This is a genomic window from Aeromicrobium yanjiei, from assembly GCF_009649075.1.
GTDB lineage: Bacteria > Actinomycetota > Actinomycetes > Propionibacteriales > Nocardioidaceae > Aeromicrobium > Aeromicrobium yanjiei.
This window is the reverse complement of sequence record NZ_CP045737.1, coordinates 759,570-782,315: the sequence shown is the minus strand read 5'-3', so window position 1 is coordinate 782,315 and position 22,746 is coordinate 759,570. Positions and strand designations below refer to the sequence as shown.

General features: G+C 68.5%; 20 protein-coding genes. 5 read left to right on the top strand and 15 right to left on the bottom strand.

Annotated features, from left to right (window positions below; genetic code table 11):
• The first annotated feature begins 33 nt into the window (after nucleotides 1–33).
• From GEV26_RS04030 to GEV26_RS04020, 3 genes are read left to right on the top strand one after another with little or no spacing between them, the layout of a single operon-like run.
• Complete coding sequence (locus GEV26_RS04030) at nucleotides 34–1,164, top strand: ABC transporter permease (RefSeq protein ID WP_153651871.1); 1,131 nt, start codon at nucleotides 34–36, stop codon at nucleotides 1,162–1,164.
• Nucleotides 1,161–1,844 (top strand): ABC transporter ATP-binding protein, encoded by a 684-nt coding sequence (locus tag GEV26_RS04025; RefSeq protein ID WP_153651870.1) that lies wholly within the window; start codon nucleotides 1,161–1,163, stop codon nucleotides 1,842–1,844. The genes GEV26_RS04030 and GEV26_RS04025 overlap by 4 nt, the downstream gene beginning before the upstream one ends.
• Before the next feature lie 29 nt (nucleotides 1,845–1,873).
• Complete coding sequence (locus tag GEV26_RS04020) at nucleotides 1,874–2,479, top strand: TetR/AcrR family transcriptional regulator (protein WP_153651869.1); 606 nt, start codon at nucleotides 1,874–1,876, stop codon at nucleotides 2,477–2,479.
• 209 nt (nucleotides 2,480–2,688) lie between these two features.
• Here the strand turns inward: GEV26_RS04020 and GEV26_RS04015 are convergent, their stop codons facing one another.
• From GEV26_RS04015 to GEV26_RS04005, 3 genes are read right to left on the bottom strand one after another with little or no spacing between them, the layout of a single operon-like run.
• The gene (locus tag GEV26_RS04015; RefSeq protein ID WP_153651868.1) at nucleotides 2,689–3,438 is read right to left on the bottom strand and encodes a GntR family transcriptional regulator; all 750 of its coding nucleotides are present in this window, start codon (nucleotides 3,436–3,438) and stop codon (nucleotides 2,689–2,691) included.
• 48 nt (nucleotides 3,439–3,486) lie between these two features.
• Nucleotides 3,487–4,641, bottom strand: a complete 1,155-nt coding sequence (locus tag GEV26_RS04010) for an acyl-CoA dehydrogenase family protein (RefSeq protein WP_153651867.1) — start codon at nucleotides 4,639–4,641, stop codon at nucleotides 3,487–3,489.
• 21 nt (nucleotides 4,642–4,662) lie between these two features.
• Nucleotides 4,663–5,841: a CaiB/BaiF CoA transferase family protein gene (locus tag GEV26_RS04005; RefSeq protein ID WP_153651866.1), complete on the bottom strand. Its 1,179-nt coding sequence runs from the start codon at nucleotides 5,839–5,841 to the stop codon at nucleotides 4,663–4,665.
• A gap of 204 nt (nucleotides 5,842–6,045) precedes the next feature.
• On the opposite strand from GEV26_RS04005, the gene GEV26_RS04000 reads away from it, so the two are divergent.
• Nucleotides 6,046–7,086: a MaoC family dehydratase gene (locus tag GEV26_RS04000; RefSeq protein ID WP_153651865.1), complete on the top strand. Its 1,041-nt coding sequence runs from the start codon at nucleotides 6,046–6,048 to the stop codon at nucleotides 7,084–7,086.
• The gene (locus tag GEV26_RS03995) at nucleotides 7,083–7,895 is read left to right on the top strand and encodes an HpcH/HpaI aldolase/citrate lyase family protein (protein ID WP_153651864.1); all 813 of its coding nucleotides are present in this window, start codon (nucleotides 7,083–7,085) and stop codon (nucleotides 7,893–7,895) included. The genes GEV26_RS04000 and GEV26_RS03995 overlap by 4 nt, the downstream gene beginning before the upstream one ends.
• 36 nt (nucleotides 7,896–7,931) lie before the next feature.
• Here GEV26_RS03995 and GEV26_RS03990 read toward each other — a convergent pair whose 3' ends face one another.
• The 12 genes from GEV26_RS03990 to GEV26_RS03935 form a co-directional block, all read right to left on the bottom strand.
• Nucleotides 7,932–9,398: an aldehyde dehydrogenase family protein gene (locus GEV26_RS03990; RefSeq protein WP_153651863.1), complete on the bottom strand. Its 1,467-nt coding sequence runs from the start codon at nucleotides 9,396–9,398 to the stop codon at nucleotides 7,932–7,934.
• A 106-nt stretch (nucleotides 9,399–9,504) separates the two neighbouring features.
• Entirely contained in the window at nucleotides 9,505–10,881 is a 1,377-nt protein-coding gene (locus GEV26_RS03985) for an aldehyde dehydrogenase family protein (RefSeq protein ID WP_153651862.1), read from the bottom strand.
• Between the two features lie 41 nt (nucleotides 10,882–10,922).
• Entirely contained in the window at nucleotides 10,923–12,098 is a 1,176-nt protein-coding gene (locus GEV26_RS03980) for a CaiB/BaiF CoA transferase family protein (protein ID WP_153651861.1), read from the bottom strand.
• Nucleotides 12,095–12,955: a mycofactocin-coupled SDR family oxidoreductase gene (locus GEV26_RS03975; RefSeq protein ID WP_153651860.1), complete on the bottom strand. Its 861-nt coding sequence runs from the start codon at nucleotides 12,953–12,955 to the stop codon at nucleotides 12,095–12,097. Before GEV26_RS03975 ends, GEV26_RS03980 begins: the two co-directional genes overlap by 4 nt.
• 19 nt (nucleotides 12,956–12,974) lie before the next feature.
• Nucleotides 12,975–14,837, bottom strand: a complete 1,863-nt coding sequence (locus GEV26_RS03970; protein ID WP_153651859.1) for a flavin-containing monooxygenase — start codon at nucleotides 14,835–14,837, stop codon at nucleotides 12,975–12,977.
• 297 nt (nucleotides 14,838–15,134) lie between these two features.
• Entirely contained in the window at nucleotides 15,135–16,511 is a 1,377-nt protein-coding gene (locus GEV26_RS03965) for an NAD(P)/FAD-dependent oxidoreductase (RefSeq protein WP_153651858.1), read from the bottom strand.
• Between the two features lie 33 nt (nucleotides 16,512–16,544).
• Nucleotides 16,545–17,885 (bottom strand): aldehyde dehydrogenase family protein, encoded by a 1,341-nt coding sequence (locus GEV26_RS03960; protein ID WP_153651857.1) that lies wholly within the window; start codon nucleotides 17,883–17,885, stop codon nucleotides 16,545–16,547.
• 150 nt (nucleotides 17,886–18,035) lie between these two features.
• Nucleotides 18,036–18,293, bottom strand: a complete 258-nt coding sequence (locus GEV26_RS03955) for a hypothetical protein (RefSeq protein ID WP_153651856.1) — start codon at nucleotides 18,291–18,293, stop codon at nucleotides 18,036–18,038.
• Between the two features lie 8 nt (nucleotides 18,294–18,301).
• Nucleotides 18,302–19,198, bottom strand: a complete 897-nt coding sequence (gene pdxS / locus GEV26_RS03950; protein WP_153651855.1) for a pyridoxal 5'-phosphate synthase lyase subunit PdxS — start codon at nucleotides 19,196–19,198, stop codon at nucleotides 18,302–18,304.
• A 112-nt stretch (nucleotides 19,199–19,310) separates the two neighbouring features.
• A complete protein-coding gene (locus GEV26_RS03945) occupies nucleotides 19,311–20,672 on the bottom strand; it encodes an aspartate aminotransferase family protein (protein ID WP_153651854.1) in 1,362 nt (453 codons plus the stop codon).
• Entirely contained in the window at nucleotides 20,665–22,179 is a 1,515-nt protein-coding gene (locus tag GEV26_RS03940) for a CoA-acylating methylmalonate-semialdehyde dehydrogenase (protein WP_153651853.1), read from the bottom strand. The genes GEV26_RS03945 and GEV26_RS03940 overlap by 8 nt, the downstream gene beginning before the upstream one ends.
• 107 nt (nucleotides 22,180–22,286) lie before the next feature.
• A complete protein-coding gene (locus GEV26_RS03935; protein WP_194839962.1) occupies nucleotides 22,287–22,688 on the bottom strand; it encodes a cupin domain-containing protein in 402 nt (133 codons plus the stop codon).
• Between the last annotated feature and the right edge of the window lie 58 nt (nucleotides 22,689–22,746).

Sequence of the window (22,746 nt, the reverse complement as noted above, 5' to 3'; positions counted from 1 at the left end):
TTTTGCCGACGGGGTGTCGGTATCATGGAGGACATGTTCCTGGCCCTCCGAGAGCTCTCATTCGCCCGCGGTCGATTCGCCCTGATGGGCGGCGTCGTCGCCCTCATCGCCATCTTGATGGTCCTGCTCAGCGGCCTCGCCGTGGGCCTGGCCAACGACGGAGTCTCCGGGCTCCAGCGCATCAAGGCGACCTCCTTCGCCTTCCAGAAGGACGTGTCCAAGGACTCGGCCTTCTCCCGTAGCGTCGTCGGCCCGGACGCCGTCGAGGCCTGGCAGAAGCAGCCCGGCGTGGCCGAGGCCGCTCCGTTCGGCAACACGCTGGTCAACGCGCGGACCAGCCGTGGCGTGGAGATCGACCTCGCCCTGTTCGGCGTGGAGACCGACTCGTTCCTCGTCCCCCAGCCGGCCGAGGGTTCCGCCCCGGCCCACGAGGGTGAGGTCGCGATCAGCTCGACCGCGGCCGAGGAAGGGGTCGAGATCGGCGACACGGTCACCCTGGAGCCGTCGGGCACCGAGCTGACGGTCGTGGGCGTCCTGGCCGACCAGAACACGTTCGGCCACGTCGACGTCGGCTACCTGCCGCTGCGCTCGTGGCAGGAGATCAAGGCCGGCGTGCAGCCCGGCGACGACGTGCCGTCGCGCGTCTACGACGAGTTCACGGCGGTCGCCGTCAAGGCCAAGGACGGGTCGACGGTCGACCTGGCCGCCGGGGACAAGGCAGCAGGGACGTCGTCCCTCACCCGCGAGGACTCCTACGGCGCATCGCCGGGATACACCGCCGAGACCTCCACGCTGCAGCTGATCCAGGTGTTCCTCTATGCGATCTCCGCGCTGGTCGTCGGAGCGTTCTTCACCGTGCTGACCATCCAGCGCCGCCAGGAGCTCGCCGTGCTGAGGGCCATGGGCGCCAGCACGCGGTATCTCCTGCGCGACAGCCTCCTGCAGTCGTTCGTGCTGCTCGTGGTCTCCGCGGGAGTCGGCATCGGCATCGGCCTGGCAGCCGGTGGCGCGATCTCCTCGACCCCCATGCCGTTCGCCCTCGAGGCCGGACCGATCATCGGCGCCACGGCGCTCCTGATCGTGCTCGGCCTGCTTGGAGCCGGCGTCGCCGTCATCCGAGTCACCCGTATCGATCCCCTCACCGCCCTCGGAGGCAGCCGATGACCGCCGTCCTGACCATCACTGACGCGACCCTTCTGCTGGGGGACGGCGACGAGACCGTCCGCGCCCTCGACGAGGTGTCGCTGGAGATCGCGGCCGGCGAGCTGGTCGCCGTGGTCGGCCCCTCCGGATCGGGCAAGTCGAGCCTCCTGGCGATCGCCGGCGCGCTGACCACGCCGACCTCGGGCAGCGTGCGACTGGGCTCCACCGAGCTCACCGGCGTGAAGCCCCGCGAGCTGACCCGCCTGCGCCAGCAGGAGATCGGCTTCGTGTTCCAGAGCGGCAACCTCGTGCCGGCCCTGACCAGCATCGACCAGGTACGCCTGCCGCTGACGTTCGGCAAGGTCGCCGATCCCCGTGACCCGCTCGAGCTGCTCGCCGAGGTGGGCATGGACCACAAGGCCGATCGCCGGCCGCACGAGCTCTCCGGTGGCGAACGTCAGCGCGTCGGCATCGCCCGCGCACTGGTCACCCGCCCCCGGCTGCTCCTCGTCGACGAGCCCACCGCGGCCCTGGACCGCAAGCGGAGCCAGGAGGTCGTGGGCCTGCTCGCGGACGAGTCCCACAACCACGGTGTCGCGACGATCATGGTGACGCACGACAACGACGTCCTGCACCATTGCGACCGAGTGCTGGAGATGGTCGACGGTAGGCTCACCGCTGCGGTCATCGGATCCGCCTGACCGCTGCCAGGCCGAGCGACGGAGGACCCATGCCTCGCATCACGGCAGCCACGGTCGCCGAGCACCGCTCCCAGCAGCGCCAGGCCATCCTGGACGCCGCGCGAGGGGTCCTGGCCGCGACGGGCGCCGCGCCCACGATGAGCGAGGTCGGCCGGCTGACCGGGCTGGCCCGCAGCAGCGTCTACCAGTACTTCGCCTCGCCCGATGAGCTCCTCGCAGCAGTCGTGGCCGACATCTTCCCGGCCTGGGCGCGTACGGTCCTCGACCGGGTCGCCGCCGCGACGACTCCCGGCGACCGGGTGTGGGCCTACATCGAGGCGAACATCGACCTGTTCGACAGCTCTGAGCAGGCCGTGGCCAGGGCGCTGTCCCGGATCGTGGACCCGCAGGTGCTGATGCCACCCATGAAGGAGTTCCACTTGCAGCTCCAGGTGCCCCTGCGTCAGGCCCTGACGGACCTCGGGGAGAGCGAGCCCGACGCGGTCGCCGAGCACATTGACGCTCTGGTCATGCAGGCCTCGCGCGCGATCGACGCCGCGCGCGAGACCCTGGGCGACCGGGCCCGCACCCAGGCACTCGCGCGCGTACGCCGGCTGCTCGCGGGCTACCTGGGTGTTGCGCCCGTGGCCGACTAGGCCACTGGACGCGGACGTGGACGTGGCGCCGTACGGCCAGCAGCTGCTCGGAGCGGCCGCCGTGGTCTCCGCAGTGCTGCCGGCCCGGTTCCGCGAGGTGCCGGCACCCGGCCTCGAGCCCGCTCGCAAACGCCGCCGAGCGCGGGCTGCTCACCGGCCCCACGGCGACCCAGCGGAGCGCCCCCACCCACCGGTGACCGATCCGGACGTCAGCGCGCCGAGCGGCGCAGGCTCGTGCGGTACGTGTACTGCTCAGGCAGGAAGTGCCCGACGGAGAGCTCGATCGGCTCACCGCGGCCACTGACGAACAATCGGTCGATGCGCAGCAGGGGCACGCCTTCCCCGCAGCCAAGCACTTCCGCGAGGCGCGCATCCGCGGCGACGGCGGAGATGGTCTGCTCGGCCTGGGCGATGGGGTCGCTGAGCCGTCCCTCCAGCAGACCGATGACCGTCACGGGATTCGACGCCCCGGCGGTGGTGACCTCCGGCGCCTCCTCCAGCAGCACCGCGACGGCGGGCGGGACGCTGACCACCGTCCACCCGAACGGCACTCCGGCGTGCGACCTGACGTAGCTGAGCGAGTGGACGACGTCGGTGTCGAGGCCCAGGCGGGCCGCCGCCTCGATGCTGACCCCGCGCGACAACGGCCGCACGATCGTGACGGTCGTGTCGAGCGCAAAGCCCATGAGGTCCTCGACCGACCCGAACTGGCGCAGGTACTTCGGATCGCGCTCCGCGACGAAGGTGCCGCGACCCGGGACTCGGTCGACCAGGCCCTCCGCCACGAGCTCGAGGTAGGCACGGCGGACCGTCTGCCGGCTGAGGCCATGATCTGAGGCCAGCGACGTCTCGGTCGGCAGCTGCCGGTCCCCCGCGTACTCGCCGCGTCGGATCGCACCGCGTAGATCATCCGCCAGCACCAGATAGGCCGCGCGGTTGTCACCGGTGCGGGTGGGCATGGCGATCCTCCGATCGACGGGCAGGCGAGGACCTCACCCTATCGAGGCTCAGCGCAACTTGTGACGGGCGACGAGCTGGGCGGCGATGACGTTGCGTTGGATCTCGTTGGTGCCCTCGCCCACGATCATGAGGGGGGCGTCGCGGAAGTACCGTTCGACGTCGTACTCGGTGGAGTAGCCGTACCCGCCGTGGATGCGGACGGCGTTGAGGGCGATCTCCATGCCGACCTCGGACGCGAACAGTTTGGCCATGCCGGCCTCCATGTCGACCCGATGGCCGGCGTCGTACAGCTCGGCGGCGTGAAGGGTCAGCTGGCGAGCGGCGGTGAGCTTGGTGGCCATGTCGGCGAGATAGTTGCCGATCGACTGGTGCTTCCAGATCGGCTTGCCGAACGACTCCCGTTCCTGTGCGTAGGCCAGGGCGTCATCGAGGGCGGCCTGCGCGACGCCGAGCGCCCGGGCGGCGACCTGGATGCGTCCGGTCTCCAGACCCTTCATCATCTGGGCGAATCCCCGGCCCTCGACGCCACCGAGCACTGACGACGTGGAAGTGCGGTAGCCGTCGAACGACAGCTCGCACGACTCGACACCCTTGTAGCCCAGCTTGGGCAGGTCACGCGACACCGTCAGGCCGGGGCCGTGCTCGATCAGCAACACGCTGATACCAGCGTGGGCGGGCTCGGCCTGGGGGTCGGTCTTGCACAGCAGAGCGATGAGCTGGGAACGGCGGGCGTTGGAGATCCAGGTCTTGGACCCGTTGACGACGTACTCGTCGCCGTCCTTCCTGGCCGTGGTCGTCATGGCTTGCAGGTCCGAGCCGCCGCCGGGCTCGGTCAACGCCATCGTGGCGCGCACCTCACCGGTGGCCATCCGCGGCAGATAGTGCTGCTTCTGCTCCTCAGTGCCGAACTGCAGCAACAGCTTCGCGACGACGGTGTGCCCACCCATCGCCCCGGCCAACGACATCCAGCCCCGGGCAAGCTCCTCGGTGACGGCGACGTAGGCCGGCATCGACACCGGCGCCTCACCGTACGGCTCGGGGATCGCGAGACCGTAGATGCCAAGCTCCTTCATCTGCTCGATGAGCTTCTCGGGGTACTCGTTGGAGTGCTCCAGCTCTTGCACGACGGGCTTGACCTCGCGGTCGACCCACTCCCGCACGATCGCGACGATGGCCCGTTCTTCACGGTTCAGCTGGGGCATGGCGGTTCTCTCTTCCAGGGATCAGACGGTTCCGGCGGACCGGAGCAAGGCGATGTCGGCGGCCGATCTGCCGAGGGCGGTCAAGATCGCGGCGGTGTGGGCCCCGAGGGCGGGGACGGCGTCCATGCGCGGCTCGATGCCGCCGATCGACGCTGGGGGCTTGAGGGCGCGGATGTCGCCGCCGGGGCTCTGGACCGTGACCCACCGGTCGCGCGACGACAGCGCCGGGTGATCGACGAACTCGGCCATCGTGTTGACCCGGGCGTTGGCGATCTTCGCCTCGTCGAGCAGGCTGATCGTCTCGGTCGTGCCGAGCTCGGCGAACCGCCGGCCGATCGTCTCGTTGAGCTCGGTCCGGTGCGCGCAGCGGGCGGAGTTGGTCGCGAACCGCTCATGGGTCGTCAGCGCCGGATCGGCCATGACGATCTCGCAGAACGCCTGCCACTCGCGTGGGTTCTGCACCGACAGCATGACGATGTCGCCCTCGGCGCTGGTGAACGGTCCGTACGGTGCGATGCTCGCGTGCTGCGCGCCGACCCGCTCGGGCGCGGTGCCGCCGTACATCGTGTAATAGGCCGGATTGCCCATCCACTCGGCCAAGGCCTCGAACAGTGAGACCTCGACCGGCGCCGCGACTCCCGCCGTGGCCCGGTGCAGCAACGCCGTCAGGATGCCCGAGTATGCGTACATCCCGGCCGCGATGTCAGCCACCGAGATGCCCACGCGGGCAACGCTGCCGGGCTCGCCGGTGATCGAGACCAGGCCCGCCTCCGACTGCACCAGCAGGTCGTACGCCTTGCGATGCGCCCAGTCCCCCGTCGTGCCGTACCCGGAGATCGTGGCGTGGATCAGGCGCGGGTATCTCGTCGCGAGCGTCTCGGCGTCGAGCCCCATGCGGGCGACGGCGCCCGGACCGAGGTTGTTCAAGAAGACGTCAGTGCCGGCCAGCAGCTCATGGAGGATCGCGAGGCCCTCGGGCGTCTTGACGTCCAGGGTGAGTGACTCCTTGGAGCGGTTGAGCCACACGAAGTAGCTGGACTCCCCGTGAACGGTCTCGTCATAGTTGCGCGCGAAGTCGCCCACGCCGGGTCGCTCGATCTTGATGACCCGGGCCCCGAGGTCGGCCAGCTGCCGGCTGGCGAATGGGGCGGCCACGGCCTGCTCCATGCTCACGACGATGACACCTTCGAGAGGAAGCATCTGGTCCTTTCGAGCCGGGAGGTCTGTCCCGGGAGAAGACACCCGAGCCATGGCAAATGTACGGCCAAATACGACCGCGCGCTACCAGGGTGTCGTGTCGATCTCATCACACGACACAACTGACATCGAAACCGTACGATGTACACGCCCGCACATTGGCCGTACATTTCAACTCATTCTCCTGCCACTCCCCCTCGGAGGACCATGCCTGCCAGCGACGCAGTGCCCGACCCGGCCCCGACCACCTCACCCACGCCGGTGCGCGGGCCGTACTTCGACGAGCTGAGCGTCGGGCAGGTCTTCGACGAGTCGCCCGCCGTCACTCTGACGGCCGGCAGGCAGGCGACGCACCAGGCGATCGTCGGCAACCGGCTGCGGCTCAGCCTTGACGACACCCTGGCCGCGGAGGTCACGGGGCACGACAACCTCGTCCCGCCCGCCCTGGTGTGGGACACCTCGATCGGCCAGTCGACCGCGGTGACGCAACACGTCAAGGCCAATCTGTTCTACCGCGGGCTGTCCTTCCGCCGTTTCCCCGTCGTCGGCGACACGCTGAGAACCGTCACGACGGTCGACGGGCTCAAGGAAAACACCCGCCGGCCCGGCCGCCTGGCCACGGGCCTGGCCGCCCTGCACATCGTCACGGTCGACCAACATGACCGCCCGGTGCTCGATTACTGGCGATGCGCGATGCTCCCGCTGTCGGGCGACGCCGCGCCCGAGGGTCCGCGCGACGACCTCGGCGTCATCGGCGCCGACCCGTCGATCGCCGCGCTCAGTGCCGCCGTCGCCGGCTGGGACCTAGCGCGGTTTCGCGAGCGTGTGCCGGGTCAGCACTTCGCCGATCTGTCGATCGGTCAGACGTGGCGCATCGAGGGAGCGGACGTGGTCTCGAGCGCCCCCGAGCTCGCCAGGCTCACCGGCAACATCGCTGCGGTCCACCACGACGCAGCGTCGGCCGGAGGACGGCGCCTCGTCTACGGCGGCCACACGATCGGCCTCGCGCTGCACCAGGCGGCCCGCGCGCTGCCGGCCATGGTCACGGTCGGCGGCTGGTACGGCTGCGACCACGTGGGCCCCGTGCACGAGGACGACACGCTGCTGTCGACAGTCGCCGTCGAGGGTCTCGATGCCCTGCCGGACGGGGGCGGGCTGGCCCATCTGCGGGTCTTGGTCGACGCGACGTCCGGTGGAGCCGGGCCTGTACCGGTGCTCGACTGGCGCCTCAGCGCGGTGATGGCATGACCACGACGGCACAGGCGGCACGTGACGCCCGCAGCCTGCTGTTCGTTCCCGGCGACCGGCCCGAGCGCTTCGCCAAGGCCGTCGCGACAGGGGCCGACGCCATCGTGATCGATCTGGAGGACGCCGTCGCCCCGGACGCCAAGCAGGCCGCCCTGGAGCACGCACTGGCCTGGCTGGCCGGGGGCGGTGCGGCGGTGGTGCGCGTCAACGGCGTCGGCACGCGGTGGCACACCGCCGAGGTCGCGGCGCTGGCCACGACATCGGCGGCGCTGATGGTGCCCAAGTCTCACTCCCGCGACGAGCTCGCCTCCGTGCACGCGGTCGTCGGTGACCGGTTAATCGCCCTGGTCGAGACCGCCCGCGGCATCCGCGACGCAGATCTCGTCGCCTCGTCTCCCGGCGTCGTGCGGATCGCACTCGGCAACGTCGACCTCTCGGCCGAGCTCGGCGTCGACCCTGCATCGCACGCGGCCCTGGCGTACGCGCGCGGACGGCTCATCGTCGCGTCGTCCGCGGCGGGCATCGCCGCACCCGTGGACGGGGTCACGACCGCGCTCGACGACCCGGCCGTGCTGGCCACCGACCTCGCCGCCACGCGCGAACTGGGATTTGGCGGCAAGCTGTGCATCCACCCCCGCCAGGTCCAGCCGGTCAACGCCGCACTCAGTCCCAGTGCGGACGAGATCATCTGGGCCCGCCACATCGTGGAGTCGGCCCCGGCCGAAGGCGTCAGTGTGGTCGACGGACGGATGATCGATGCCCCGGTGATCGCACGCGCCGCCCGGATCCTCGCGCGCGAGCGGGCCTGACCCGGCCCGGCCAGCTCACCGGCCGCCTCGGCTCTTTCAGCGAAGGACGAACGGATCGCCCACCGGCGCGTCGTCGGAGTTGACCCACACCGACTTGGTCTGGGTGAACTCCGAGAAGCCGTCCATGCCGTTGACTCGGCCGGAGCCGGAGGTCTTCGTCCCTCCGAAGGGGGTCGAGAAGTTCATCGCGCGGTACATGTTGATCCAGGCAGTTCCAGCGACGATGTTCCTCGCGACGCGGTGAGCCCGCCCCAGATCGCGGGTCCAGATGCCCGCCGCGAGACCGAACTCCGTCCCGTTCGCCAAGGCGAGCGCTTCCTCCTCGGTGTCGAACGCGGTGACGGCCAGCACCGGCCCGAAGAACTCCGTCGAGAACGCGTCCATCTCAGGTGTCACCCCACCCAGGATCGTGGGGGCGTAGAACCAACCCTGGTCGGGGACGGCACCCGTCAGGCCACCGGTGACCAGCTCGGCCCCCTGCGCGATGGCCCGGTCGACACCCTCGTGGACTCCACGCAGGATCTTCTCCTGCGAGATCGGTCCCATCTCGGTGGCCTGATCCGTCGGGTTGCCGAGCACGATCCGCCCAGCGCGCTCCGCGACCCGACTGACCAGCTCGTCGGCGATGCTGCGATGGACCAGCAGACGCGATCCCGCCACGCAGGTCTGTCCCGCCGCTGCGAAGATGCCGGAGATGACACCGTTGACCACATCGGGGACGTTCACGTCCTCGAAGAAGATGTTGGCCGACTTGCCTCCGAGCTCGGTCACGATCGGCTTGAGGTGCTCGGCGGCGCGACGGCCCACTACCTTGGCCGAGTCCGGTCCGCCGGTGAAGAAGATCTTGCGCACGAGAGGATGCCCGACGAGGGCGTCCCCGGCTTCTGCCCCGTATCCGTGCACGATGTTGAAGCATCCGTCAGGCAGGCCGGCCTCCCGTGACAGCTCCGCGACCTTCAGCAGTGAGAGTGCGTTGACCTCGGGCGTCTTGACCACGACAGTGTTGCCGGCTGCCAGCGCAGGCGCGATGCTCATGGCGCCCAGCAGGACCGGAGAGTTGAATGCCGGGATCACGCCGACGACGCCGAATGGATCACGCGTCGTGTAGGCCGTGACGGACGGTGAGTCCAGCGGAATGGATCGCCCTTCGTTGTGCATCGCCAGGGTCGCGTAGTAGTGGAACCAGGCGCGCATGCTGGTGTGCTGACCGGTGACCTCCCGGATCACCTTGCCGGCGTCGCGCGACTCCATCAGCGCCATCTCACCCGCATGCTCGGCGATCAGGTCGCCCAACAGCCACAACACCTCGGCCCGCCTCGAGGGTCCCGCGTCCCGCCATGCCGGGTAGGCCGCGTGTGCCGCTTGAACCGCAGCATCCACGTCAGTCGCGTCGCCGCGGGCGATCTCGGCCCACGGCCGGGTGGTCATGGGGTCCAGCGTCGGCAGGTAGGTGCGCGCACTCGGCGCGCAGAACGCTCCGTCGATCCAGTGATCGGCTTGCATCAGATGTCCTTTCATCAAAGCGCGGACCTGTGGCTCGTCAGGTGATGCACGTGTTGAGACCCGCGCGGGTCGGAGCGTCGGCGGCCGACGACTCGTGAGTGGAGTCCTACTCGGCCCGTTCGCACCACACCGTCTGTTGGTTGGTGAACTCCCGGAGCGCGTGATGGGACAGCTCCCGGCCGTAACCACTCTTCTTGATGCCACCGATGGGCACTCGCGGGTCGGACACGCCCACCTTGTTGATGAACACGCTTCCGGCCTGGATCTGAGCAGCAACCTTCTCGGCGCGATCGAGGTCCGTGGTCCACACCGACGAACCCAGCCCGAACTCCGAGTCGTTCGCGAGGGTGATCGCATGCTCGGCGTCGGTCGCTGCCACTAGGACCGCGACCGGGCCGAACAGCTCCTCGCAGAATCCCGGGCTGCCCGCGACGACGTCGCTCAGGACCGTTGGGGCGTAGAAGTAGCCGCTCCCGGGAAGCTTCTCGCCACCCACCAGCAGCGTTGCTCCGGCTTCGAGGCTGCGGTCGACCTGGTCCGCCAGCTGATCGCGGAGATCGCTGCGTGCCATCGGGCCGATCCGGGTGGCAGCATCCGACGGGTCCCCGACCACGAGAGCCTTGACCTGCTCGACGAACTTCTCGGTGAACTCCTCGAGGATCGGCTCCTCGAGGATGATCCGCTTCGCGGCGATGCAGACCTGACCCGAGTTCTGGAACCGCGCTGTCACGGCCGCGTCCACCGCCGCGTCAAGGTCAGCATCTGCCAGGACGATGAACGGGTCAGAACCGCCGAGCTCGAGCACCGAGGGCTTGATCTCGCGGGCCGCCTGGGCCGCCACCGCGGACCCAGCTGCCACGCTGCCGGTGAGGGTGACGCCGACGATCACGTCATCGGCCAGCGCCGCCGAGACGACGCCGTTCGCCGCGTTCAGAACGCCGAAGGCACCGTGCTCGACGCCGGCCCGCTCGTACACCTCTTGGAGCGCTACCGCGCAGCCGACGGTCGTGGGCGAAGGCTTGAGCAGATAGCCGTTGCCGCCCAGCAGGATGCCGACGCTGCCGCGCATCGCCTGCCAGATCGGGAAGTTCCACGGCATGACGGCAAGCACGACGCCCAGCGGGCGGTAGTGGACCTGCACACCTGGGCCTGCAGCCGTCGGCACGGGTGCGAGCGTCTCCGGCGCCTGTTCGGCGTACCAGTCGAGCGTGTGCGCACACTTGAGCACCTCCCCGCGAGCTTCGGTGATCGGCTTGCCCATCTCGGTGGTGATCAGCTCTGCGAGGCGCTCCACGTCGTCCCGCATGATCTCGGCCGCCGTGCGCATCACGTCGCAGCGATCGGCCAAGGACCTCGCGGCCCATCGCTGCTGACCGGCTGCGGCGGATCCCAGGACGTCGCCGAGCTCGTCCGGCGTGACGAACGGGTACTGCGCCACCTGCTCGCCCGTGGCCGGGTTGACCGACACTGCGGAATTCGTCATCTCGGGGATAGCTCCTTGTTCTGGAATGAAAACTGCACCGTTCACTGGCCGGTCCTGATCTCCGACAGCACGTCGACGTTGTGCTCCCCCAGGTGGGGAGGGGCACGTCGAATCGACGGAGCCCGACCGTCGAACTTCCATGGCGTGTTCACCACACGCACGCCGGAGACGTCGTCGCGGTCAAAGCTCATGACCATGTCCCGAGCCAGGGTCGACTCGTCCGCGAGCGCCTCACCGATGTCGGCAACCGCTCCGGCCGGGACACCCACCTGCTCGAGGGCTGCGATGGCATCGGACGTCGCGAGGCCCGCCAGCGTCTCGGTGAGCGTGCCCAGCAACACAGCCCGGTTCGCGACGCGGAGCGGGTTGGTCGCGAAGCGTTCGTCCTGGGCAAGGTCATCACGTCCGAGCGCCGCACACATGCGTTGGAACTGTGAATCGTTGCCCACGCACAGGTTCACGAATCCGTCGGCCGTCGGGAACATGCCGTAAGGACAGATCGTGGCATGGCCGTTGTGGTCCGACGGCGGCACCACACCGGTGGCCAGGTGACGCGCCGCGTGGTGCGTGAGCATCGAGATCAGGCTGTCCTGCATCGCGATGTCGATGACCCGCCCACGTCCCGTCCGGGCGCGTTCGACGAGCGCGCTGGAGATGGCCGCCGCGGCGAACATGCCGGCGGCGATGTCGGCGATCGGCACTCCCCACTTGGTCGGCTCTCCCGCCGGGCCGGTCATCGGCATCACCCCGGACGTACCCTGCACGATCTGGTCATATCCCGAACGGGTGCCCTGCCCCTGGCCGAACCCGCTGATCGAGCAGACGATCAGGCCCGGGTGCGCGGCCCGCAGCTGCTCGGCCCCGAAGCCGAGCCGCTCGGCGGTTCCCGGCCGCCAGTTCTCGACCACGACGTCGGCCGAGGCGACCACCTCGTGCGCCAAGGCCACGTCGTCCGGGTCCTTCAGATCGAGGGCGACACTGCGCTTGTTGCGATTGACCGACATGAAGTACGCCGCGTCACTGCCCAGGAACGGAGGACCCCAGTGCCGTGAGTCGTCACCACGCACCCTGTTCTCGATCTTGATCACGTCCGCGCCCACGTCGGCCAGCATCAGCGTGCAGTACGGCCCGGACAGCGCCTGCGTGAAGTCGACGACACGCACCCCCTCCAGCAGCTCGAGGTGCTCGGGCACGGCATCTTCGCCCTCGGACGTCATCCGCCCGTCCCCTGATGCGTGACCTTGTACGGCATGAGGGCGCCGGCATCGACCGGCAGGCTGATGCCGGTGACGAACCGACCGTCGTTGCCGGCCAGGAACAGCACGGCCTTGCTGACGTCCTCAGGTTCCACGTAAGGGATCGGCAACGCATTGATCGAGCGCATGCCTGGCATGGCCTCGGCGTAGGTCGCCGTCTCCTTGCCCGCGAACAAACCGCTGAACGCGGGGTTGTCGATCATGGGGGTGTTGACACTCGTCGGGCACACCGTGTTGACCCTGATGTTGTGCGGCGCCAGCTCGGCGGCCAGGTTGTGCATGAGCCCCTCGACCGCATGCTTGGACATCACGTAGTGCGCGATGTTGATCTCGGCGACCAGACCCGACACCGAGCTGGTCAGGACCACCGCCCCGCCTTCGCCCTGCTCGATGAGGGTCGGGACGGTGGCCTTGATCGTGCGCCACGCACCGGCAGCGCACACCTCCCACTGATCGCGGAACTGCTCCTCCTCGATCTCCCAGGCGGGCGCGAAGCCGTTGACGGTTCCTGCGTTCGCCACCACGATGTCCAACCGTCCGAACTCGTCCAGACCGGCGCGCACAGCGGCCTGGAGGGACGCGAAGTCGCGCACGTCGGCCTCACGTGTGACGATGCGTCCCCCGAGGGCACGCACAAGCTGAGCGGTCTCCTCCAGATCCGCGACCGAAGCCATCGGATAGGGAACCGTGTCGATCTGCCGACAGATGTCGACTGCGATGACGTCGGCTCCTTCCGCGGCGAGCGCGAGGGCGTGCGACCGCCCCTGCCCCCGCGCCGCGCCGGTGATGAAAGCGACCTTGCCGCTCAGCTTGCGCATGGTGTTCTTGCTCCTGTTCTCAGCGGCCGGACCAGTAGGGCGCCAGCGCGGGCACCGGCTCCTTCGGGGTGCGGCTCAGGTGGTTCCCGTCCTTGAACGATTCAGGGATCAGACCCAGCTGCTCAGCCTTGACGAACAGCGCCATCAGCGGGGAGTGCCAACGCGACATCGGGATGGAACCCTCCAGGATCCAGAAACCCTCCTGCGGGGTCGGCTTGAGCACGTTGCGCATCTCGCCGTCGGGTCCAAACCCCCACACCGGACCGACCTTCTCGGCCAACTCCTCGCCGAAGTACTTCTTGATGCCCTCGCTGATCGACCGGTAGGCGGTCGCAAGGATCACGACGTCGTACTGCTCGGTCGTCCCATCCGCACGGACGATCCCGTTGGCGTCGAAGCGCTCCAGATCGTCGAGCTTCATGACGCCGATCTTTCCGGCGATGATCGCGTCGGACGCGCCGACGTTGAGGTAGTAGCCGCCCTTGGACTGGCTCAGGTAGCCGTAGTAGAAGCCCGTGCCGTCCTCTCCGCCCCAGGTCTCCATCCCGGCGTTCGCGAGCCCGTCGTGCAGGTGCTTGTCCTGGACGTCGATGAACTTCTGGAACTCCTGGAAACCTGCGCGCTGCTGATGGAACACCGCGCCCGCGAGGAATCGGAAGTCGACCAGGCGGGTCTCGAGCGAGCGGTCGCGGTACACGCCGTACATCTGGTTGGCGGTCTCCAGGTCGACGACCATCAGCGGGCTGCGCTGAACCATGGTGGCCTGGCCGCCGTTCTCGACGACGTCGAGCGCGAAGTCGTGCGCCGACGTCCCGGTGCCGACGACCAGGACCTTCTTGCCCGCGTAGTCGCGGCCGTCGCGGAACTCGCTCGAGTGCAGGACCTCGCCCTGGAACTCCGAGAGGCCCGGGAAGTCGGGGATGTTCGGGACGTCACTGCCGCCGGTCGCCAGCATGACGTGCTTCGGGCGCATCGTGCGCACCGAGCCGTCGGCCTGGCGCAGCTCGACCTCCCAGACGCCTGCGTCCTCGAGGTGGCGGCCGCTCAGGAGCTCGGTGCCGCCCCAGAAGTTGATGTCGAGATGTTTGACGTAGGACTCGACGAAGTCCGCCACCTTGTCCTTCGGCAGGTACTCGGGGAACGACTCCGGGAACGGCATCAGCGAGAAGTGCAACATGTTGTGGGGCTGGTGCAGGAACAGGGACTCGTAGCGCGTCCGCCAGCAGTCACCGGCGTTGGGCAGCTTGTCGATGACGAGCGCGTCGACACCGACGCGGCCCAGGTGCGCAGCAGTCTGGATGCCCCACTGGCCACCGCCGACGATCAGGACCTCAGGGTCACGATCGGCGTAGTCCGCCTGCTTGGCCCGGTGCTCCGACCACCGGACACCCGGGTGCTGGGCGTCGAAACGTCCCTCCGGCGGCCACACCGGCTTCGCGTCGTCGAGCTCGACAAGACGCGTCAGCAGCGTCTTGCCCAGCAGACGCGACGCGTCAGCCGGGTCCGGCACCAGGTAGACCAGGCCCTCGGCCGAACCGGCGACGACCGAGAAGGAGAAGAAGGTCTCGATGGCCACGAGCGCGCCGTCCTCGCCCAGCGTGGGGACGGGCGCGGGCCAGTTGCTCGAGACGGCGAAGTCACGGGGGGCGATCTCGGGCGCCGTGGCCAAGAACAGGTCGGCGATCGCCTTGTTGTCGTGCACCTGGCGCAGGTTCCAGGTGAAGGCGAGCAGATCGCGCCAACCGCCGTCCGTGACGAACAACGACTCCAACGCGTCGCGGTCGCTCGCCGCGAGGGCGGCGGAAAGAGCATCGAGCCACGCAGCAGCCTGTTGCTGCGCCGCGACGACCTCAGCCTGGTTCGAGGAGTCCTGAACAGTCATGGTTCACCTTTTTCGTGAGTCCGGGGCCCGGTAGTGCAGATCACGAAGGCAGGTGTCTGAAGGCCGTCGTGGGCGACTGTCGGGCGGTGTCGTTTGGAGCCTAGGTACGGGCGGGGCAGCGGGCTTGACCGTCAGCGTCAGCGATGTTGACGACGTGAGCCATGCCTCACCGGATCCGTCCAAAGCCCCGGAACGGCTGGGGTCCAGCGGTCGCCAGACACGACCGCCGGCCGATCACACCTGATCATGTGTGGTCGACCGGCGATCGTGTGACGCCACCGAACGGCGACGTCCTCGTCAGCGTCCGGCGATCCGATCGGCGATTCGCGCAGGCCAGGCGGTGCTCGTCGACTTCGAACGGGACTCGATGTGATCGGCCCAGGAGTACGCCTTGTACAGCGCGTTGGCGCCGATCCAGCGAAGCGGCTCCGGCTCCCACCGGCGCGGACGCTGACGAACCCACGGGAGGCGGGTCAGCTCGGTGTCACGCCCCGTGATCAGATCGGCGACCAGATTGCCGCCCATGTAGGCGGCCGTCAACCCCTGGCCCGCGTAGCCACCGACGTGCGTCACCTTCGCGTCGGCGTCGACGTCCACGAAGGGCGACCAGTCCCGGCTGACGCCGAGCACACCGCACCAGGCATGGGCCAGCTCGAACGACACCCCCGGGAACAGATCGCGCAGGGACTGCCCCAGTGACTCGACTGTGCCGCTGTCCACCTGACCGTCGACATCGACGCCGGAGCTGAAGCGATAGGGCTTGCCACGCCCACCGATCGCGATGCGCCCGTCAGCTGTCCGCTGGGCATAGAAGAACGTGTGCGCAGACCCACTCAGGCACTCGGCGCCGTCCCATCTGACCTGCGCCCAGTCGGCCGCCGACAAGGGTGCGGTCACGACCATTGCACTGTTCATGGGCAACAGGCGACGCTTCTCGCCCTTCTCCCAGCTGGAGTAGCCCTCGGTGGCCACCACCGTCTGTCGGGCGACCCGGACCTGATGACCGTTGACCACGAGCCCGGCGTCAGTGAGCTCGGAGACGCGGGACCCTGTGTGGATCCGGACTCCGGCCTCGACCGCCAAGCCGGTCAAGCTGGCCAGCGCCTTGACCGGGTCGATCCGGTAACAGTCCGGGGAGAAGATCGCCCCGCGAACGTCGCTGACCACGACGCGCTCGGTTGTCTCCGCCGCGGACAACATCCGCAGGTTCTCCGCTGAGATGTCCCACGTGCGGGCCTTGTCGACATAGCGCGTGGCGCGCTCAAGCTCGCTCGCGGTCCTGGCGACCTGGAGCCAGCCGCTGCGCTTGGCGTCGATCGTGTCGCTGCCCAGCAGATCGACCACTTCGTCGAGCGACTTGCCCAGGATCGTGTCGGCCGAGCGGACACCGGCGCGGCCCTGGGGCTGCTTGGCCAGCACCGGCCGCAGTCCCACCGGCTTGGCCGACAGCCAACCGCCGTTGCGGCCGGACGCGCCGTACCCGATCGTCTCGGCCTCGAAGAGGGCAACGCTCAAGGACGGATCCCTGACCGCAACCGCCCATGCCGCCCACAATCCGGTGAGACCACCGCCGATCACCGCGACATCGACGTCGAATCCGGCTTCCACGGCGGGGAACCGGGGCGCGTCGACGTCGGGACGTGCCTTCCAGTGCGAGATCTGGCCGTTCTTCATGACTCTCCTAGTCGAGCGGGTTGGCCGGCCGCGTCAGCGGGTGCGGATCAGCTTCTTGTTGACGAACTCATCGATGCCGTACTTGCCGAGCTCGCGGCCGAAGCCGGACCGCTTGATGCCACCGAACGGAAGCTCGACGCCGTCGGCCTGCACACAGTTGGCGTAGACCATGCCGGCCTCGATCCCGTCTGCAACGCGAGCAACCTGATCGGCGTCGGCGCCGTAGACATAGGAACCGAGGCCGTAGTCGGTGTTGTTGGCGATCTCGAGCGCGTGCGCCTCGTCCTTGGCACGGAACACCAGTGCGACCGGACCAAAGAACTCCTCCTTCGCGACCTGGTCCTCGGGGTCGAGGCCCGTCAGGATGACCGCGGGGACGCGGGCGCCGTTCCACTCACCGGCCAGGAACTGCTCGGCCCCGGATTCGACCGCCTGCCGAACCTGCTGCGCGAGGTGATCGGCCGCCGCCCGCGACGCCATCGGCGCGAGCTGCGGCGCGCGCTCCTTGAGCACGCTCTGGAACTTGGCGACGAACGCGTCGTGAACCTGGTCCAGGACGATGAACCGCTTCGGGGCGTTGCAGACCTGACCCACGTTGCTGAGGCGGCCGGCGGCGGCCGCCTCGACCGTGGCGTCGAGGTCGACGGCGTCCAGGACGATGAATGGATCGGAACCGCCGAGCTCCAGCACGACCTTCTTCAGGTGGCGCCCCGCCTGCTCACCGACTGCCGATCCGGCACGCTCGGAGCCGGTCAGCGAGACACCTTGCAGGCGCGGGTCGGCGATCAGATCGGCGACCTGCTCGTTCGTGGCGTAGATGTTGACGAAGCTGCCTTGGGGGGCGCCGGCGTCCGCGAAGATCTTCTCGATCGCCTCAGCGGTACCGGGGCACTGCGGAGCATGCTTGAGCAGCAGCGTGTTGCCGGCGGCGAAATTCGGAGCTGCGAACCGAGCGACCTGATAGCTGGGGAAGTTCCAGGGTGCGATGCCGAGCAGCACGCCTAGCGACGAGCGCCGCACCACGGCTGTTCCCGTCCCCGCGAGCAGGTCGATGGGCTCGTCCGTCAGGAACTTCTCCGCGTTGTCCGCGTAGTACTCGAAGATCAGCGCCGAGAAGTCGATCTCACCGGTGCCTTGCGCGGCGGGCTTGCCCATCTCGCGCTCCATGATCTGAGCCAGCTCGTCACGGCGCTCGCGGTGCAGGCGCGCGACCTCCCGCAGAATCGCGGAGCGCTCCGCCACGGTGGATGAGCGGCTCCACCCGCGGTGGGCCTCGTCGGCGGCAGCGAGGGCTGCGAACACTTCGGCACCCGTGGCCGTCGGGTACTCCTGGACAGTGGTGCCGGTGGCGGGGTCGACGATCGCGTAATGCATGGTTCCTCTTTCACACGTGGTGGTTCGGCGCGGGGCGGTGCCCCTCTTGAAACTAGGCAAGATTGGGGGGGCTGGTTTGTCGCGCAGCGACGGATTTGTGGGCGTGCCGTGCCACTCACGCGGGTCGGGACCCGGGGCGTCGCGGGCGACTCAGACTCCGACGACCGTGCGCACGCACGACCGGCACACGTCTCCGCGCGCTGCGGCGAAGGGCTCGTAGAAGGACATCGGCCAGTCGACCGCCAGCAGGCCGCAGGCGGTGGTCAGCTCGCCGCATCGGCGCGCGTGCACTGTCCCCTCGAGGACCCACTCGGCATCGTCCCGGCGGACCAGCCGACGGGACGTGGCCGTCGGGTACCAGTGCGCTTGGGCACCCACAGTGACTCCCCCGCGAGCAGACGTCTTCATGAGACGTGTCACCAGCCGCGGTGCTCGAGGCGGTGATGCTCGGGAATCTCGCTGACGTTGATTCCGACCATCGCGTCCCCGAGACCCCTGGACGCCTTGGCGACGACGTGGGGGTCGTCGTAGAACGTGGTGGCCTTGACGATGGCCTCGGCACGCTGCTGCGGGTTGCCGGACTTGAAGATGCCCGAACCTACGAACACACCCTCCGAGCCCAGCTGCATCACCAGCGCGGCGTCGGCAGGAGTCGCGATGCCACCAGCGGTGAACAACGTGACCGGCAGCTTGCCGTTCTCGGCGATCTCCTTGACCAGCTCGAAGGGGGCCTGCAGCTCCTTGGCCGCGACGTACAGCTCGTCGTCGCGCAGCGCCTGCAGCTTACGGATCTCACCGGTGATCGTACGAATGTGGGTCACCGCGTTCGACACGTCACCGGTGCCGGCCTCACCCTTGGAACGGATGAACGCCGCCCCTTCGGTGATGCGACGCAGCGCCTCACCCAGGCTCGTCGCGCCGCACACGAACGGCACATCGAACGCCCACTTGTCGATGTGGTTGGCGTAGTCGGCCGGCGTCAGCACCTCCGACTCGTCGATGAAGTCAACGCCCAGGCTCTGCAGGATCTGCGCCTCGGCGAGATGACCGATCCGAGCCTTGGCCATCACCGGGATCGAGACGGCCCCGATGATGCCGTCGATCAGATCGGGGTCGCTCGCCCGAGCAACACCGCCCTGCGCCCGGATGTCCGCGGGAACGCGCTCGAGTGCCATCACTGCGACAGCACCGGCGTCCTCGGCGATCTTGGCCTGCTCTGCATCAACGACGTCCATGATGACGCCGCCTTTGAGCATCTCGGCCATTCCGCGCTTGACGCGCGACGTACCGGACGACGTGGGCTCGTTGCTCATTGTGTGGTCTCCCTGGGGCGAGGTGGTGCGCCGCACTGTGAGGGTGCGGCGCACCGCTGGGCAGGCTGCGCGTGACGCGATCCGCGCGGCGGCCGATCGTTGATCGGGCCGATCAGACCTGGGCGAAGCTCGCGTCGGCCAACGCGTCGTCGAGCATGCTCAGCCCGATCCGTGCGTCGCTCTCCGCGATGTTGATCGGCGGCACGACGTGGATCCGGTTGAAGTTCGCGAAGGGCAGCAAACCGCGTCCCTTGGCCGCTGCCAAGATGGCGTTCATCTGCGGACTGCTTCCGCCGTACGGCGCCAATGGCTCGCGCGTCTGACGGTCGCTGACCAGCTCGATCGCCCAGAACGAACCGATGCCGCGCACGTCGCCGATCCATTCGTGCTTGTCGGCGAGATCGCGGAGCGCGGGGCCGTAGACCTCCTCCCCCAGGCGGGCAGAGTGCTCGACCACCCCGTCCTCCTCCATCACCCGGATGGTCGCGACGGCTGCAGCACACGCCAGCGGATGACCCGAGTAGGTCAGACCACCCGGGTACGCACGCTCGGCGAATGTCGAGTAGATCGCGTCGCTGATGGCAACGCCACCCAACGGGACGTACCCGGAGTTGACGCCCTTGGCGAAGGTCAGCAGATCGGGCACCACGTCTCCGTGCTCGATCGCGAACCACGTGCCGGTCCTGCCGAATCCGGCCATCACCTCGTCCGCGATCAGCACGATGCCGTGCCGGTCGCACAGCTCGCGCACTCCCTTGAGATAACCGGGCGGCGGAATCATGATGCCGGCTGTTCCCGGGATGGACTCGAGGATCAACGCTGCGATCGTCTGTGGCCCCTCGAAGGCGATCACCTGCTCGAGGTGCTCCAGCGCCCGCTGGCACTCATCTTCCTCGGTGGTGGCGTGGAACGGGCTGCGGTAGAGGAACGGACCGAAGAAGTGCACCGTGCCGGTCGAGCCGTGGTCGCTCGGCCAGCGGCGCGGATCGCCGGTCATGTTCACCGCGAGCTGGGTGCCACCGTGATACGAGCGATACGTCGACAGCACCTTGTGCCGGCCGGTGTGCAGACGCGCCATCCGGACGGCGTGCTCGTTGGCGTCGGCGCCGCCGTTGGTGAAGAACACGTGGTCCAGGTCGCCCGGGGTGTGCGACGCGATCAGCCGTGCCGCCTCCGATCGGGCGTCGTTGGCGAAGGCCGGCGCGATGGTGCACAGCTTTGCGGCCTGGTCCTGGATCGCCCGGACGATCCGCGGATGCTGGTGACCGAGGTTGGTGAACACCAGCTGGGAGGTGAAGTCCAAGAACTTGTTCTCCTGGCCGTCCCACAGGTAGGCACCCTCGGCGCGCGTCACGACCATGGGGTCGATGAGCTGCTGTGCGGACCAGGAGTGGAACACGTGCGCGCGGTCCAGCTCGTGGGCGCGGATCGCGTCAGTGGTCTGGGCGATCACGTCGTCGAGGAGCTCAGTCATTGCGCGGGAACCCCAGCTCGAGTCCGCCGGAGGGACGGTTGGCCGGATCGATCCAGCGGGTCGTGACGACCTTCCCGCGGGTGAAGAAGTGCACGCCCTCGACACCGTGCGCGTGCGTGTCGCCGAAGAGGCTGTTCTTCCAGCCACCGAACGAGTAGTACGCCACAGGGACGGGGATCGGTACGTTGACGCCGATCATGCCGACCTCGACGTCGGACTCGAAGCGACGCGCCGCGCCGCCATCATTGGTGAAGATCGCGGTGCCGTTGCCGAACTCGTTCGCGTTGATCAGCGCGACGGCCTCGTCGTAGCTCTTGACCCGTACGACTGCCAGCACCGGGCCGAAGATCTCCTCGGTGTAGATGTCCATGTCCGTCGTGACTTGGTCGAACAGCGTCGGCCCGAGCCAGAAGCCGTCGCTCTCGCCGGTCGGCTCGACCTCACGACCGTCGATGACGACGGTCGCACCGGCGGCCGCGCCCGACGCCACATATCCGGCAACCTTGTCGCGGTGGGCCCGCGTGACCAGCGGCCCCATGTCGGCCTCGGGCGTGCGTGCCTTGGCGCCGTCGCCGATGCGCAGCGTGCGGGTGCGTTCGGCGATCTTGGCAACCAGCTCGTCCGCGATCGGCTCCACCGCGACCAGCACGCTGATGGCCATGCAACGCTCACCCGCAGAGCCGTAGCCCGCGTTGACCGCCGCGTCGGCGGCGAGGTCCAGGTCAGCGTCGGGCAGCACCACCATGTGGTTCTTGGCGCCACCGAGTGCCTGCACGCGCTTGCCGTGCTTGCTGGCGGTCTCGTACACGTACTGTGCGATGGGGGTGGATCCGACGAAGCTGATCGACGCCACGTCAGGGCTCTGCAGCAGTGCGTCGACGGCGACCTTGTCACCCTGGAGGACGTTGAAGACGCCGTCGGGCAATCCGGCCTCCTTCCACAGCTCAGCGATCCACAGCGACGCAGAGGGATCCTTCTCGGACGGCTTGAGCACCACGGCGTTGCCCGCCGCGAGGGCCACCGGGAAGAACCACATCGGCACCATCGCCGGGAAGTTGAAGGGGCTGATGATGCCCACGACGCCCAGCGGATCACGCTTGGAGTGCACGTCGACTCCGGTCGAGGCATTCTCGGAGTGGCCACCCTTGAGCAAGTGCGCGATGCCGCACGCGAACTCCACGACCTCCTGACCCCGGGCGATCTCGCCCAGCGCATCCGAGTGGACCTTGCCGTGCTCGGCACTGATCAGCACTGCGAGCTCGTCCTTGCGGGCGTTCAGCAGCTCGCGGAACGCGAAGATGATCTGCGTGCGACGAGCGATCGACGTCGCGCCCCAGGCACGCGATGCGGCCTTGGCCGAGGCGATGACGGCGGCGGCGTCGTCGGCTGTCGCGAGCACCACCTGGCCGGTCACCCGGCCGGTCGCCGGGTTGGTCACGTCGGCCGTCGAGGTCGACGCCCCGCTGAAGAGTGCGCCGTCCATCCAATGCGTGATCACGTTGGTCATGAAGTTCCTTTCGTCGACATCATCTTGGTTGCCGTAGCCTCGACCCGTGCCCGACAGAACGTCCGAGTGGGCGGCTGTGGCCTACGAACTGTCGGTCCGGACGCAGGTCAGCTCCCAGCGACCGGGAAGCCCACGGAGGCCTGAGCAGCCGCCCATGCCTCGGGGACGGCGGACTCCCAGTCCGCGGGTGCGACGGCGTAGAGGATCCGGGTGCCGGGCGCCGCCTCGTAGACGACTGTCGCCCCACGCTGGAGCACCACGAAGTCACCCGGCCCCACCTCGACGATGCCCTGCCCCTGCACGTCCACGGAGGCTCGACCCTCGATTCCGAACAGCACCTCTTCGTACGGCAAGGTCCAGGGCTCAGAACGCCCTCCCTGCTCGGAGACGAGGAAACCGGCCGACAGCTGGGTCAGTGGGGTCGCACGGGTGCGACGATCCAGGACGAACGGGGCGAACGATGTGGTGAACCGTTCGTCGAACTCGACGACGGCGACGGGGTCGGACACGGGCTGCTCCTTGTATCTAGACTTCTTGATTGCAGGCTGCGGCATCGGTGATGCCCAG